The 13,415-nt window shown below is 64.3% G+C and carries 15 protein-coding genes and 1 tRNA gene; 6 read left to right on the top strand and 10 right to left on the bottom strand.

What is annotated here, in order from left to right; genetic code table 11:
* Positions 1–44 precede the first annotated feature (44 nt).
* The 6 genes from JAB8_RS09170 to JAB8_RS09145 form a co-directional block, all read right to left on the bottom strand.
* Positions 45–926, bottom strand: coding sequence for an alpha/beta hydrolase-fold protein (locus tag JAB8_RS09170; protein WP_070289283.1), 882 nt, complete (start codon positions 924–926; stop codon positions 45–47).
* Between the two features lie 75 nt (positions 927–1,001).
* Positions 1,002–2,225, bottom strand: coding sequence for a HAMP domain-containing sensor histidine kinase (locus tag JAB8_RS09165; protein ID WP_070289282.1), 1,224 nt, complete (start codon positions 2,223–2,225; stop codon positions 1,002–1,004).
* A complete protein-coding gene (locus JAB8_RS09160) occupies positions 2,218–2,922 on the bottom strand; it encodes a response regulator transcription factor (protein ID WP_070289281.1) in 705 nt (234 codons plus the stop codon). The genes JAB8_RS09165 and JAB8_RS09160 overlap by 8 nt, the downstream gene beginning before the upstream one ends.
* Positions 2,919–3,458, bottom strand: a complete 540-nt coding sequence (locus JAB8_RS09155) for a GNAT family protein (RefSeq protein ID WP_070289280.1) — start codon at positions 3,456–3,458, stop codon at positions 2,919–2,921. The genes JAB8_RS09160 and JAB8_RS09155 overlap by 4 nt, the downstream gene beginning before the upstream one ends.
* Positions 3,459–3,476: 18 nt before the next feature.
* The gene (locus tag JAB8_RS09150; protein WP_175444700.1) at positions 3,477–3,824 is read right to left on the bottom strand and encodes an SMI1/KNR4 family protein; all 348 of its coding nucleotides are present in this window, start codon (positions 3,822–3,824) and stop codon (positions 3,477–3,479) included.
* The gene (locus tag JAB8_RS09145; protein WP_070289279.1) at positions 3,821–4,384 is read right to left on the bottom strand and encodes a GNAT family N-acetyltransferase; all 564 of its coding nucleotides are present in this window, start codon (positions 4,382–4,384) and stop codon (positions 3,821–3,823) included. The genes JAB8_RS09150 and JAB8_RS09145 overlap by 4 nt, the downstream gene beginning before the upstream one ends.
* Before the next feature lie 179 nt (positions 4,385–4,563).
* On the opposite strand from JAB8_RS09145, the gene JAB8_RS09140 reads away from it, so the two are divergent.
* The 4 genes from JAB8_RS09140 (at position 4,564) to JAB8_RS09125 (ending at position 7,524) form a co-directional block, all read left to right on the top strand.
* Positions 4,564–5,331, top strand: coding sequence for a CPBP family intramembrane glutamic endopeptidase (locus JAB8_RS09140; RefSeq protein ID WP_070289278.1), 768 nt, complete (start codon positions 4,564–4,566; stop codon positions 5,329–5,331).
* A 9-nt stretch (positions 5,332–5,340) separates the two neighbouring features.
* The gene (locus tag JAB8_RS28545) at positions 5,341–6,006 is read left to right on the top strand and encodes a hypothetical protein (RefSeq protein ID WP_083287633.1); all 666 of its coding nucleotides are present in this window, start codon (positions 5,341–5,343) and stop codon (positions 6,004–6,006) included.
* Positions 6,007–6,016: 10 nt separating this feature from the next.
* Entirely contained in the window at positions 6,017–6,823 is an 807-nt protein-coding gene (locus JAB8_RS28540) for a DUF6624 domain-containing protein (protein ID WP_083287632.1), read from the top strand.
* Positions 6,824–7,017: 194 nt separating this feature from the next.
* Complete coding sequence (locus tag JAB8_RS09125; RefSeq protein WP_070289277.1) at positions 7,018–7,524, top strand: ATP-binding protein; 507 nt, start codon at positions 7,018–7,020, stop codon at positions 7,522–7,524.
* Here JAB8_RS09125 and JAB8_RS09120 read toward each other — a convergent pair.
* Together JAB8_RS09120 and JAB8_RS09115 are read right to left on the bottom strand one after the other, a co-directional pair.
* The gene (locus JAB8_RS09120) at positions 7,521–8,666 is read right to left on the bottom strand and encodes an alpha-hydroxy acid oxidase (protein ID WP_070289276.1); all 1,146 of its coding nucleotides are present in this window, start codon (positions 8,664–8,666) and stop codon (positions 7,521–7,523) included. The genes JAB8_RS09125 and JAB8_RS09120 overlap by 4 nt on opposite strands.
* A gap of 92 nt (positions 8,667–8,758) precedes the next feature.
* A complete protein-coding gene (locus JAB8_RS09115; RefSeq protein WP_070289275.1) occupies positions 8,759–9,718 on the bottom strand; it encodes a phytanoyl-CoA dioxygenase family protein in 960 nt (319 codons plus the stop codon).
* A 115-nt stretch (positions 9,719–9,833) separates the two neighbouring features.
* On the opposite strand from JAB8_RS09115, the gene JAB8_RS09110 reads away from it, so the two are divergent.
* Positions 9,834–10,706: an AraC family transcriptional regulator gene (locus JAB8_RS09110; RefSeq protein ID WP_070289274.1), complete on the top strand. Its 873-nt coding sequence runs from the start codon at positions 9,834–9,836 to the stop codon at positions 10,704–10,706.
* Between the two features lie 55 nt (positions 10,707–10,761).
* Here JAB8_RS09110 and JAB8_RS09105 read toward each other — a convergent pair.
* Both JAB8_RS09105 and JAB8_RS28960 read right to left on the bottom strand, forming a co-directional pair.
* A tRNA-Arg gene (locus JAB8_RS09105) sits at positions 10,762–10,838 on the bottom strand.
* Positions 10,816–11,121 carry a hypothetical protein gene (locus tag JAB8_RS28960; RefSeq protein ID WP_139142988.1) on the bottom strand — a complete coding sequence of 102 codons (306 nt, stop codon included), beginning with the start codon at positions 11,119–11,121 and terminating at the stop codon, positions 10,816–10,818. The genes JAB8_RS09105 and JAB8_RS28960 overlap by 23 nt, the downstream gene beginning before the upstream one ends.
* Here JAB8_RS28960 and JAB8_RS09100 point away from each other — a divergent pair.
* Entirely contained in the window at positions 11,116–13,245 is a 2,130-nt protein-coding gene (locus JAB8_RS09100) for a hypothetical protein (protein WP_070289273.1), read from the top strand. The two genes, JAB8_RS28960 and JAB8_RS09100, sit on opposite strands and share 6 nt — an antisense overlap.
* The last annotated feature ends 170 nt before the right edge of the window (positions 13,246–13,415 follow it).

The following is a 13,415-nucleotide window of genomic DNA, read 5'->3' as shown; positions in this document are numbered from 1 at the left end:
CAAGATGACAGGAGTGTGCCACAGGCACCCGCGTCCCCGCAGCGTTATCGCCGGTGCTTGCTGAAAAATTCCCACATCACCTCATTTGCATCGACGGCGCGCGTGGTCTTGCCGATGGGCAGGCCAACATTGAAAGCGTCGGCGCCCGGCCACGTGTGGCCACCGTCCTTGACGGTGAGCAAGGCCACCTTGGCGCCGCCCGCACTACTCCCCTGCTCCAGCCAGCTCACTTGCGTGGGGTCGCCGGCGGGGCCAGGAAGCAGGCGCGGCTGCGGCGTGGCGCCGTCGATGCCGTTGTGCCTGCGCCAGTAATCGTACGTGCCTTCGGCCGACAGGTAGCTGGCGGCCTTGCCCTCAAACAGCACGACCTTGTCGGCCATGCCCTGTATCAGCAGCATGCCCACCTTGTCCTTCTGCTTGTGATGCTGCAGCACGGGTTCCGGCATGGGCGCGCCCACCGAGGCAACGGCGGCGAACTGTTGCGGCAGTTCCGCCGCCAGGCGCAGGGCAAAGAAGCCGCCGCGCGACAGGCCCGTCGCATACACGCGCTTGTCATCGATGCGGTAATCCTGCTTGAGTTTGCTCAATATCGCCTGCGTAAAACCAACATCATCGGTGCCTGCCAGGTAATCCATGCCGAAGCCCACGTTCCAGTCCTGCTTGATACCTTGCGGATACACAACGATGAACCGGTGCCGCTCGGCCGCCTTGTTCATCTGCGTGTACAGCATCTGTTCCGCCATGCTCATGCCGCCGCCATGGAAATTGAAGACGACGGGAAAGGTCTGTTGGGGCTGGCTTTGATAAGCCTCCGGCGTATAAACGATGTAGCGGCGCTTTTCCTCATTGTGGACGAGGCTGCTCACTTGCGCCAGAACCGGGATGCTGGTGCACGCCAGCACCAGCAGGCTGATAAGAAACTTCATGCGGTTTTCTCCATTCATCAAGAGCTTGCAGCTTACGCAGGCGCCGGTGAAATCGCGGTGAAATCTCCCTGCTTTTTATCGTATCTGGAGGGGAATGATGTCGACGCGATAGTGCGCCTCGCCCGGATGGAAACGGATTTCCCAGCGCATGGCCTGCGCCACGCGCCCCAGCAAACTTTGTCCGTGCGCAAAGCCCTGGATGCGCCGTGGTTGCCCCGCTGGCACAGTATTGCCGATGCTCAGGCTGCCTTGCGCATACGCGATGCGGATGCGGCAAGCGGGGCCGCCATGGAACAGGGCATTTGCCAGGCAATTATTGATGAGCAACATCGTCAACTGCGGATTGCCGACGACCTCGAGGCGCTCGGGCAAGTCCAGGGTCAGCAGACTGGCGTCCCACGGATGTTCGTCGAGCAGGCGCAGCAGGCATTGCTCGATGCAGGCGCGCAGCTCCATCACGTCGCCGGGCAGTTGCTCGGCCCGCGCCAGCGCGAACAGCACCTCGATGGTGGCGCGCATGTCGTCGACGCCCTGGCGCAGCTGCGCCTGCCCGTCTGCCGCCAGGGGCTGCGCGCCGGCCAGCGCCAGGCTGTTGTGCATCAAGGTCAGCGGCGTGCGCAGTTCGTGGCTGACGTCGCGGGCGAATGCCTGTTCGCGCCGCAACACCGTTTGCAGTTCGGCAAACGTGGTTTCCAGGCGGCGCGCCAGGAAACCGATCTCGTCGGGGCGGTCGCGCTCGCTGAAGTGCACGGCGCCGCCGGGCGCCAGCTGGCGCGCTTCCCGGGCCAGGCGCTGCAAGGGCAGCACGAGGCGCCGCGCCAGCCAGTATGCCAGCAGCAAGGCCAGGGCGATCAGCGCCAGCGCCACGCCAGCGACGACACCGCCCACCTCCCGCACCAGGCGCTGCACCACCAGCACGGGCGCCACGTCGGCCAGCAGATACGCGCGCTGCGGCTGGCCGGCGGCAGCGAGGTCCAGCGCCAGCACGTGATAATGCTGGCCCGTCGTCGTGAACACTTCGCCGCGCGGGGCAGACGGTGGCACGTGTGCGCGCACGGCTTGAGGCAAGTCAAGGTAGCGGCCATAAACCTTGATGAGGTCGCTGCCAGACGGCGTAAGCTCACCGTGCTGACGCAAACGCTGGCTGACCACCGCCGCTTCGCGCTCGAGCAGGCGCTGCACCAGCATGTCTTCCGTCACGTAGGCGATCACCAGCGCCAGGCCCGTGTAGCACAGGCATAGCAGGACGGTGAAGCCGGCCAGGGCCGCAAACAGGCGCTGCCGAATCGACTTAGCCATCGCCGGCCGCCGCATCGAAGGCCAGGCGGTAGCCCAGCTGCGGGATGGTCACGAGTACACCCGCCGCGCCAAGCAACTCCAGTTGCTTGCGCAACGCGTAGATATGCGATTTGAGCGCGTCGCTGTCCGGCGGCTGGCTGCCCCACAAGGCTTGCAGCAAGGCCGAGCGCGACACGGCATGCGGATGCTCGCGGCACAGCAGCAGCAAAATTTTAAAACCCGTCTGCGTCAGCGCCAGGGAAGCATCATCGTACAGGGCGCGCCCTGCGCGCGTCTGCAAGGTGAATGGGCCCACGCGCATTTCCTGGTGCACGTGCAGCTGCTGCCGTCGCGCCAGCGCTTCGCAGCGCAAGGCCACTTCGCGCAAGTCGAAGGGCTTGGTCAAATAGTCGTCGGCGCCGTCGCGAAAGCCGCGTGCCTTGTCTTCATAAGAGTCGCGCGCCGTCAGCATCAGAATCGGCACATTGCTGGGCGCACTGGCCTTGATGGCGCGGCACACTTGCAAGCCATCGATATCGGGCAGGTTCAGGTCCAGCAGCACCACGTCATAGGGGTTGCGCGTGGCCAGCTCGACACCGAGCGCGCCCGTGCCCGCATGGTCCGTCTGCCAGCCCAGGCCATCGAGGAAATCCAATACCTGGCGCGCGATGGCCAGGTGGTCTTCCACCAGCAGGATGCTCAAGGGAGCTTTGCTCATGGCACGCCGGCAAGGCGCGCATACAGCCAGAAGTTGCCCGATCTTCCACGGATTTGCCGGTAGCTGCGCAAATAGCCTTCCCGCTCGAAAGCGCAGCGTTCGAGCACGCGCAGCGAACGCTCGTTGCTTTCCAGCACGGTCGCCTGGATGCGCAGCAAGCCCAGGCGTTGAAAACCCCAGTCCAGCATGGACTGGACGATGGACGTGGCCACGCCCTGCCCCCACACGGCGGGCGCCAGGTCGTAGGCGATTTCGGCCGTGCGGTGCTGCGGAGAAATCGCATTGAAGCCGATGGTGCCCACCAGTTGGCCGCCGTCGCGCAGCACGACGGCCAGGCGCATGGGCGAAGCCGGCTGGGCCGACGCGTAATCATCGAAATTGGCCTGCAGGTCATCGATGCCGCGCAAGTCCCAGCTCGTGTGTTCGACGACGACAGGGTCGGCCAGGTAGGCATACCAGGCGGGCGCGTCGCTGCGTTCCAGCGGGCGCAAGGTCACGAGGGGATGGGTGGAACAGGGCAAGTCAGCCGGTTTCATCGTTTACTCATGGAATAGTCAATCGACGGGGCAATCGGCGGCCAGCCAGGCGGCGAAATCATCGGCGGCCCGCTCGAAATCGTCGCGCTGCATCGAGCCATGGTCCACCAGGTACACGGCGCGGTCAACGCCATCGAGCGCCAGCATGACGGCGCGCCCGCCGCTGTCGTCGCCGATGGTCATGTAGCCGGGGCAAAATTGCTGCGTCTCATACGTTTCATTGCGTTCCCGTAAGCTGTCCACGCCGTACAGCAATACCTGTTCGCCCCGCATGCTCTCTTGCCCATCCTGCAAAAAACGCAGGTAATGCGCCGGCAAGGGGGCACCCAGCCAGCGTTCAAGCGCGTCGATCGCTTGCCCGCTCACGCGGCATCCTTGCGCCGCGCTTCCCACTCGCGCCGCAGCAAGCCGTACAGTGCCGAATCGCTGACGTGGCCGCCGACGATCCAGCGCTCCGGCAAAAAGCCTTCCCTGTTAAAACCCTGGCGCTCGAGGGCGCTGGCCGAACCGGCGTTGAGCGGGTCGATATCGGCTTCCAGGCGGTTCAAGTCGCGCTCGACAAACGCGTACTCGATCAGCGCCGACAGCGCCTCGTGCATATAGCCACGGCCCCAGTGCGGACGCGCCAGCGCGTAGCCGATCTCGGCGCGGCGGTTCTGGCGGTGCACGGAAAACAGCGTGCAGCTGCCCAGGTATTCGCCCGTCGCCTGCAGTTCGATGGCGAAGCGGAAGAACTCTTCGTTCTCGAAGGCGGCGCTGTCCTCGGCGATCTGGCGCGCGGCGCGGCCGGCATCGTCCCAGGGCGGCTCGCTGAAATAGCGCATCACTTCAGGGTCGGCATGCATGGCGAACAGGGCCGCCTCATCGGATGGCTGCGGCTTGCGCAGGATCAGGCGTTCGGTGGTGATGGTCTTGCTGTAAGTCATGGCGCTCCAGTCTGGCGGCAAACGGACGAATGCTTATTATTCCATGCAACTATAACGAAGTGGCAATTTTGTGACGGTGCTTTTAATGTAATATGGCAATATTTCGACCATATCATTGATGCAACTTCATGATCCGCTCATGCACGCAGTAAAACACGCAGCCAACACCGAAGCCGACCATGCCCATCCCTAAAATCCACCTCACCATGCCGCTTGCCCTGGGAGCACTGGCCGTCTGGCTGGGCTTGAGCATGGGCGGGCGCTGGCTGGAATCGGCCGGCTACGCCTTGCCGGGCGCCGCCGTCACCGGCCGTATCGGCCTGTCGTGGGCGCTGGCCGCCCTGTTCGCGCTGGCGCTGCTGCTGGCATCCAGCCGGCCCCGCGAAGCGGGCCTGAGCGCGCCGCAGCCATGGAAAACGGTGTGGCTCGCCTCGCCGCCCCTGCTGTATGCGCTGTTGATGCTGTTGCTGGCCTGGGCCGGTGGCTGGCCGCAGCCGCGCGTGCTGCTGATCGTCGCCTGCAATGCGGCGCTGGTGGCCGTCTCGGAAGAGCTGATGTTCCGCGCCATCTTGCTGCAAGGAATGCTGGACCGCTACGCCGTCTGGCCCGCCGTCCTGATGTCCTCGGCGCTGTTCGGCCTGGCCCATACGGCCAACGGCCTGGCCACGGGCGACGTCAGCGGCGCCCTGTGGCAAGCCGTGGCCGCCACCTTGCAGGGCGTAGGCTATGCGGCCATCCGCCTGCGCACCCGCTCCATCTGGCCCATGGTGCTCGTGCATGGACTGTGGGACTACGCACTCGTGACGGCCACCTTGCCGCACCCGGCCGAGGATGGCGCATCGATCCTGCCGTATATCGCCCTGCTGGCCGTGCTGCCCCTGTGCCTCTACGGCGTCTACCTGCTGCGCCCCAGCCAGCGGGCGGTCATATCTCAACTGCAACGATAAGGACTGTGCATGGCGTTTTTTTCACGTGATTACGAGGTATTCCTGCTGCTGGCCGCGCCCGATGCCATACCGCTATGGGATGCGGCGCAATGGTCGCCGTTTGCCGCCAGCCTCGACGGCCTGATGGCGCAGGCTGGCACGAGGGGCAAGGCCGGCGTGCGCAGCCATCAATACAATCCCAAGGGCAAGCCGATTCCCTTTGGCCGCCTGGGCTGGGACGCCAAATCGCACGCGAAGTGGTCGCACACGCCGGCCACGACGCAAGCGCGCTTCATGAGCCTGGAAGCATGGGCGCCCACCTGGACCGTCTGCGAAAAGGACGACCAGGCGCCCGATGTGTTCCTGGCCCTGGCCAATGAATCGCTGCTGGGACTGGCAGGCAAGCCCTTGCAGTTCAGCCAGCGCCTGGTGTGCGCCATCGCCACGGACATGGGCCCGGAAGCGGCCGCCACCTTGCGGCAAGCGCTGGCGCAACTGGCCGCGCAGCAAGACGCCGTCGTCTTCGCCCATACGCACCGCCAGTGGGGCCGCGCCTCGTCGTATGGCGGTTTCACGGGTGCCATCCAGGACATGCTGATCGGCGGCCTGTTCCAGGCAGACGACCCGCATGCCCGACCGCTCGATGACACCGCGTTCCAAGATGTATGGAGCAAACTCGACATCCACCATGCATGAACGGACTCCCATGCCACGCCTGAGCTTTGCCATCCTGCTGTGCTGGAGCGTCCATGCGGGCGCCTTCGAACTGAGCGGCACCATCCGCAGCAACGGCCCGCCGCTGCCGCAAGCCATCAGCATCGTTGCCGAGCGCATGCACGGCGAGCCGCAGATACATGGCACGGTCGAAAATGGCCGCTACCGCATTGATGTACCTGAAGGCGGCCCACTGGCACTGCTTTTGCAATCGCCCGGCTGGGAAGCGGAACCCAAGCTCATCTTCAGCGTGGCCACGGCGGGCGCGCTGGACTTCCTGCTGTATCCGGCCGCGGTGCCCGAGGCGGCGCTGGCAGCCGAATTGCGGACCATGGAACAGGAAGACCAGGCCCTGCGCGCGGGCTTCCCGCCTACGGGGCCGGACCTGGCCACGCGCCAGCGCATGCTGGCCACGGATAAGGCACGCGAGCAACGCTTGCGGCACATCATCGCCAGCAAGGGCTGGCCCACGCAAACGATGGTCGGCTACAAGGCGGCGGGCAGCGCCTGGCTGATCGCCCAGCATGGCTCCAGTGCCTTCCTCAAAAGCAGCCTGCCGCTGATGCGCGCGGCAGCGGCACGGGGAGAGATCACGCCCTCGAAGCTGGCACTGGCGATCGACCGCGACTTGAGCAATGACAAGCTGCCGCAGCTGTACGGCAGCCAGTTCCGCACGGATAGCACCGGCAAGACGGTGCCCTTCCCCATCGACGATCCGCAGCGCCTGGAGCAGCGCCGCGCCAGCATGGGCATGGAACCGTATGCGCAGTACCGACAGTTATTCGAAAAGGACAATTGACAACGCCAACCGTCGCATGGCATCGTTGCGCCATGCCATCGCCATTCCCGCCCCTGCCATCGATTATTGCCGCCATTTCACACATGGTGGCTGGACAGGAATGACATTGACCAAGCCGCCTGCAAGGCGGCTTTGATCGGCAACAAACAATCAAGACGTCTCGCAGGCTTTGTTTTCACTTTCAGCGAGCGACCATGCACACCACTTCCAGCACCCCCGTTATCCCCACCTTGCACCTCGTGTGCGGCAAGATTGCCTCGGGCAAATCCACCTTGACCAGCCAGCTTGCGCAAGCGCCGCATACCGTGCGCATCAGCGAAGACACCCTGCTGGCGCAGCTGTATCCGGGCCAGATCGCCAGCCTGGCCGACTATGTGGCCTGCGCGGCGCGGCTGCGCGCGGCCATCGCGCCTCTGGCCCTGCAGATGCTGCGGGCGGGCGTGTCCGTCGTGCTCGATTTCCCCGCGAATACGCCCGCCAGCCGCGCCTGGATGCGCGAGCTGTTCCAGCAGGCGCGCGTGCCGCACGTGCTGCACTACCTCGACGTGACGGATGAAGAATGCAAGGCGCGCTTGCGCCGGCGCAATGACAGCGGCTTGCACCCGTTCTCCACCAGCGACGCGCAATTTGATGAAATCACGCGCCACTTCACGCCGCCCGACGCCTCGGAAGGCTTTGATATCGTGCGGATTGCCGCTTAAAACGTCCCCGGCAGCAGGATTTTTTTATCCACCTGCTGCAGGTCGCGCAAGCCGCAAAACGCCATCGTCAGATCGAGTTCATTGCGGATGATGTCCAGGCATTTGGTCACGCCCGGGCCGCCCATGGCGCCCAGGCCGTATAAGAATGGGCGGCCGATGTACACGCCTTTCGCGCCCAAGGCCACGGCCTTGATCACGTCCTGGCCCGAGCGGATGCCGCCGTCCATGTGCACTTCGATCTGGCTGCCGACGGCGTCGACGATGGCGGGCAAGGCTTCGATCGACGATTGCGCGCCATCGAGCTGGCGCCCGCCATGGTTCGAGACGATCAGCGCGTCGGCACCGCTGTTGACGGCCAGGCGCGCGTCTTCGGGGTCCATGATGCCCTTGATGATCAGTTTTCCGCCCCAGCGCTGCTTGATCCATTCCACGTCCGCCCACGACAGGCTCAGGTCGAACTGCTGCTGCGTCCAGGCCGACAGCGACGACATGTCGGACACGGACGTGGCGTGGCCGACGATGTTGCCGAAGCCGCGGCGTTTCGTGCCCAGCATGCCCGCCACCCAGCGCGGCTTGGTGGCCATGTTGAGGATATTCGGTATGGTCAGTTTCGGCGGCGCCGACAGGCCGTTGCGCAAGTCCTTGTGACGCTGGCCCAGCACCTGCAAGTCCAGCGTCAGCACGAGCGCGCCGCACTTGGCCGCCTTGGCGCGGTCGATCAGGCGGTTGATGAATTCGCGGTCCTTCATCACGTACAGCTGGAACCAGAACGGTTTGCTCGTGTTCGCCGCCACGTCCTCGATCGAGCAAATGCTCATCGTCGACAGGGTGAACGGCACGCCGAAGCGCTCGGCCGCCTGGGCCGCGAGGATTTCGCCATCCGCATGCTGCATGCCCGTCAAGCCCGTGGGCGACAGGGCCACCGGCATCGAGACGGCCTGCCCCACCATGGTCGAGGCCAGGCTGCGGTTTTCCAGGTTGACGGCCACGCGCTGGCGGAATTTGATCTTGGCAAAATCGCTGTTGTTGGCGCGGTACGTCGATTCCGTCCAGGAGCCGGAATCGGCGTAGTCGTAAAACATGCGTGGCACCCGTTTCTGGGCCAGCACGCGCAAGTCTTCGATGCAGGTGATGATACTCATGCGTTTCCTCGGTCGATGGCTAGTCGGACCATGATCGTGCATTTACCGGTAATTGTCTATCCGGCAGGCAAGCCTGCCGGATGGCGCTTCGCTTACCAGTCGCGCGCGCCGAGGATCTTCTCGCCCAGTTCGCTCAAGCGCGCCTGCGGATAGCGCAGCTTTTCCTTGTCCTCGGGGTCGCCGGGAAACGCATAGCCCTGCGGTGCGCTGCGTTCGCGCCAGCTTTGCACCCGCCAGTCGCGCAAGGCCTGGTTGTCTTGCTGGGCGGGCGTAAAGGAAATATATTGCGCCAGGCGCACTTGGTCCGTCGACGTGTTCGGGCGGATGCCGTGCGCCAGCAGGCTGTTGAAGATCAGCAGTTCTCCCTTCTGCATGGCGATGAATTCCATCGGGTACGGCACCGTCGCCAGGTCCGGCTGCCACGGGTTGCGATCCGCCGGCACGGTCTTGCGCCATGCGAGCAAGTTGTTGAACAGCTCCGGATAGCACTGGAAACCGCCGCTCTCGGGCGAGGTGTCGGACAGGGCCAGCACGCCCTGCACGTTGACGGGCAGCGGGTCGAGCGTGGTGTCCGCATCCCAGTGGATGAAGCCGCCAAACTTGCGCTTGCCATGGTTGGGCGTGTTCAGGTTGGCGCGGTCGATCGTCACCCACAAATCCTGACGGTCCCAGATGTCGACAAAGGCGTCGTAGACGCGCTGGGTCTGGCGGTTATCCCACAGCGTCTGGTTGTGATAGGCCTCGACCATGCCGGAGCCGTTGAGTTCCTTCATCGCATGGTCGCGCAATTGCTCCCGGTTCCAGGTGGCGGGGTCATGCTGGTCGAGTCCCTGGAATTCCCACAGGAAATCTGTCGTGCGCCGCACTTGCTCGGGCGACACCGCATCCTTGACGATGACGTAGCCATAGGTTTGCCAGTGCAGGAAATCGCTGTCGGACAGCACGCGCAGGGGCAGCTGTTTTTGTATGTCGCGCAGCTGGGTCTGTTCCGTGTAGGCCACGGACGGGTTGCCGGGACGGTCTTCGCCGTATTGATATCGATCTTCTTGCATCGCTGTCTCCTGTGTTGGTGTGAGACAGATTGTGCGATGGCATGGCAGGCTGAAATGCGCGCCAAGCGGCCAATACTGATACTATCCTGACTATTCATACGCTTCAAACGTCACAATGACGCCTTTATTTGAACAAGTCACGATCCCGGCCGGCCACTCCTGGGGCTTGCTGTGGCGCGAACTCGACACCATTCCCTTCATCTGGCATTACCACCCGCAGTTCGAGCTGACCCTGACGGTCAATGCGCGGGGGCAGCGCTACATCGGCGACCACCTCGGCGACTTCGAACCGGGCGACCTGGTGCTGCTGGGACCGAATTTGCCGCACACGTGGTCGGCCAGCGAGCGCATCGACAGCAGCCAGCCGATGCTGGCCGTCGTCGTATGGTTTTCATTGGAGTGGCTGGAGCGGCTGGCGGCCTGTTTTCCCGAGTTGCTCAGCTTGCGGCAACTGGCGGCACGCGCCGGCCCTGCCCTGCATTTTTCAGCGGACACGAGCGCGCGCAGCGCTGATAAACTGCTGCAACTGAACGCCCTGCCCGTGCCGCAGCGCTTGCCGCTGCTGCTCGACGTGCTGCTGGACCTGGCGGGCGATACGGGCGCGCGGCCGCTGGCCTCGACGGCGCAGGCGCCGCTGCCCGATGGGCAGCAAAAACGCATGGCCGGCGTGTTCGATTTCATGCACGCGCATTTCCGGGAAGAGATCGCACTGGAGAGCCTGGCGCAGCGGGCGGCCCTGTCGCTGGGCGCGTTTCACCGCTGTTTCAAGCGCCACGCGCATTGCACGCCGGGCGCGTACCTGGCGCGGCTGCGCATCGGCCGCGCCTGCCAACAGCTGATCGAGAGCAATCTCGCCATCGCCGTCATCGCGCAAGAGGCGGGCTACCGCAACCTCGCCCATTTCAACCGCCAGTTCCGCGCCGCCAAGCACGTCACGCCGCGCGCGTTTCGCCTGCAATACCGGCGCGGCGTCAAAGACCTATCGTAAATCCGTTCGGAAACGAAAAAGGGGATCAGATTTTACAATCTGATCCCCGATATTCTGGTGCGGCTGGCAGGAATTGAACCCACGACCCCTTGGTTCGTAGCCAAGTACTCTATCCAGCTGAGCTACAGCCGCCTAAGACAAGATTATAGCAGGGCTTTGCAGAATGGCAAAGGGCGTGGCGGCGATATTTCACAATTGACGCCCTCCCCGGTTTTTCACCGGCCGCCCCGCCACTTGCATTTTTAATCACATTGATGTTCTGATTGCGGCGCAAAACCGACACGCTGATGACTGATTGGCCATTATGAACGCATTCAAGAAAAATAAATTGCAATTCATGGAAAACTTTGAGAATGTTTACTAGCAGTAATTCCAAAAAAAATACCAAGGGGATGTCATGAAAATAAACTTGCATAAATTGCCTCTGGCCGCCGCCTGCGCGGCCACCCTCCTTCTTGCCGCCTGTGGCGGCGGCAGTAGCAGCAGCCCCGCCGACCCGGCTCCGCCCGTCGTGCCGCCGCCGGCAACGACGCTCAGCGGCACTGCCGCCGTCGGCGCGCCCATCTCGGGCAGCGTGGTGGCCATCGACAGCAAGGGCAAAGTCTCCACGGCGGTCAATACCGGCGCCGGCGGGGCATTTACGGTGGACGTGGCCGGCATGACGGCGCCGTTTTTCCTCAGCATCACCGGCTCGTCCGGCGGCAAGCAGGTGACGCTCAATTCCATCGCCACCGCGGCGGGACAAACCGTCAACATCACGCCGCTGACCGACCTGATCGTCTCCACGGCGTCGGGCCAGCCCGGCGGCACGGCCCTGGCCGCCGTCTGCGCCCCCGTCGCCAATACGGTATCGGCCGCCTGCACCTCGGCCCTGGCCAATGCCGCGACGCAGCAACGGCTCGATGCGGCCGTGGCCGCCGTCGTCGCCATGATCAAACCGATTAATACCGGCAATACCAATCCGCTGACGGGTGCCTTTGTTGCCAACGGCACGGGCATGGACGCCGTGCTGGACCAGATCCTCGTCGCGCCCGCGGAAGCGCAGGGCGCCATGGCCACCGTCACCCTGATCGCCACCAACAGCGCGCTGGGCAGCGTGACCCTGCCGGCCGCCGCCGGCGGCGCGCCGACGATACCGGCAGCGACGCCGCCATCGGACGCCGACCTGGCCAAGGCGACGGCCGCGGCCACTGTCTTGCCGGAAATCCGCGCCTGCATGGCCTCACTCAGCGCCCTGTATCCGAAGACGGGCTTCGTCGTGCCGTCGGCGGCGGCCGTGTCGCCGTTCATCGACAGCAGCTTCAACATGGGCGCGGCGGTGGGCAAGGCCGACATTGTGTCCGCCCTGAGCAGCGCGGACCAGGCTGCCCATGCGGGCCTGACGATCGAGGCGCTGGGCCTGGCCAGCGTCAGCATGCAGCCTTTGAGCGCCGATGAAATCGCCACGCTGACGTCCGCGAGCAGCACTTCGACGACGCGCGTCGCCGACTTCATCGGCAATCGCCTCGGTGCCGGGGCGACGGCCATCGCCTTTACTTCAGGCAAGCCCAGCAGCGCATGGGTACAGTTACGCATAGGAACAGATGCGGGCATGCTCAACTGGAAGCTGGTCAAGACGGGCGACACCAGCGGCTGCGCCGGCGGCTGGAAACTGGCCGGCAGCGGCCACCTGGACATGCACATGAATGCGCGCATCCAGCGCAACTTCGATGCTGCAGGCACGGCCAGCTTTGCGCGCGAATGGGCAGCCCACGTCGAGCTCGACACCGTGCTGCAGGAAAATCCGGCCGTCAACAAGATCGACGTGCGGGGACCGGGCCTGACGACGTTCGGCGACTTCCAGATACCGGGCACGGCCGGCAGCAAACTGCAGCTGATCCTGCCGGCCACCGGCTACACCCACATGCGGGTGGCCGACAGCAATGGCGCCGCCAGCACTTTCTACAATAACGCGGAAGCGATCCAGAGCTGCCAGGACCTGGCCAGCCTGCCCGCCAATACGCCGGGCCTGGGCGCGGGTACGGCTTGCATCGACGAAACGAAAGTGGCGCCTGGAAAAATCTACGTGTGGACCCTGAAAACGCCGAATGGCGCCGTCAGCGCCTTCCCGTTCCAGATCAATGCCGTGCCCCTGTCGAAAGCGTTTGCCAAGGCCAACCAGGCCAGCCTGTTCGCCACGCTCACCAGCATCACGCCGGCGAAACTGTCGTCCATCCCGGCCGCCGCCCTGCTCGATGGCGCGGTGACCTTCAATTACACGCAGTCGGCCACCTACGGCTCGAAAATGGATAATTGCGGCCTGTATCTGTTCAATAACACCACGCCGGTGCTGAACGCGGAGCAAAATGCAGTTGGACAAGAAACCTCGTGCACGTTCACGACCTCGGGGCTCAATGCGCTGGCCTCGAACGTGGCGGACCCGGCGCAATCCGGCGCCTCGCTGTTCCAGTTCACCGGTCCCGTGACAAGCGGCGGATTGTGGGTGACCACCATCGTCCTGGGCAACCAGGCGTCGTCGGGCCAGCCTTACCCGAATTGACGGGGCCCGGCCACTGCAGCGCGCCGCGATGGGGGCGGCGCGCTGCAGGCTTGCCTTTCGCTGGACGAAAAAAAACCCGGAAAGCGAACTTTCCGGGTTTTTTTCACTACTGCTGATACTGGTGCGGCTGGCAGGAATTGAACCCACGACCCCTTGGTTCGTAGCCAAGT

It is taken from the genome of Janthinobacterium sp. HH106, assembly GCF_001758725.1.
In the GTDB taxonomy this organism is placed as follows: domain Bacteria; phylum Pseudomonadota; class Gammaproteobacteria; order Burkholderiales; family Burkholderiaceae_D; genus Janthinobacterium.
This window is presented reverse-complemented; position numbering and strand designations above follow the sequence as displayed.

What these genes read in the sequence shown, in the direction of transcription:
- JAB8_RS09170 (WP_070289283.1), bottom strand. Translation starts at nt 926, where the DNA reads ATGAAGTTTCTTATCAGCCTGCTGGTGCTGGCGTGCACCAGCATCCCG.
- JAB8_RS09165 (WP_070289282.1), bottom strand. Translation starts at nt 2,225, where the DNA reads ATGGCTAAGTCGATTCGGCAGCGCCTGTTTGCGGCCCTGGCCGGCTTC.
- JAB8_RS09160 (WP_070289281.1), bottom strand. Translation starts at nt 2,922, where the DNA reads ATGAGCAAAGCTCCCTTGAGCATCCTGCTGGTGGAAGACCACCTGGCC.
- JAB8_RS09155 (WP_070289280.1), bottom strand. Translation starts at nt 3,458, where the DNA reads ATGAAACCGGCTGACTTGCCCTGTTCCACCCATCCCCTCGTGACCTTG.
- JAB8_RS09145 (WP_070289279.1), bottom strand. Translation starts at nt 4,384, where the DNA reads ATGACTTACAGCAAGACCATCACCACCGAACGCCTGATCCTGCGCAAG.
- JAB8_RS09140 (WP_070289278.1), top strand. Translation starts at nt 4,564, where the DNA reads ATGCCCATCCCTAAAATCCACCTCACCATGCCGCTTGCCCTGGGAGCA.
- JAB8_RS28545 (WP_083287633.1), top strand. Translation starts at nt 5,341, where the DNA reads ATGGCGTTTTTTTCACGTGATTACGAGGTATTCCTGCTGCTGGCCGCG.
- JAB8_RS28540 (WP_083287632.1), top strand. Translation starts at nt 6,017, where the DNA reads ATGCCACGCCTGAGCTTTGCCATCCTGCTGTGCTGGAGCGTCCATGCG.
- JAB8_RS09125 (WP_070289277.1), top strand. Translation starts at nt 7,018, where the DNA reads ATGCACACCACTTCCAGCACCCCCGTTATCCCCACCTTGCACCTCGTG.
- JAB8_RS09120 (WP_070289276.1), bottom strand. Translation starts at nt 8,666, where the DNA reads ATGAGTATCATCACCTGCATCGAAGACTTGCGCGTGCTGGCCCAGAAA.
- JAB8_RS09115 (WP_070289275.1), bottom strand. Translation starts at nt 9,718, where the DNA reads ATGCAAGAAGATCGATATCAATACGGCGAAGACCGTCCCGGCAACCCG.
- JAB8_RS09110 (WP_070289274.1), top strand. Translation starts at nt 9,834, where the DNA reads ATGACGCCTTTATTTGAACAAGTCACGATCCCGGCCGGCCACTCCTGG.
- JAB8_RS28960 (WP_139142988.1), bottom strand. Translation starts at nt 11,121, where the DNA reads ATGCAAGTTTATTTTCATGACATCCCCTTGGTATTTTTTTTGGAATTA.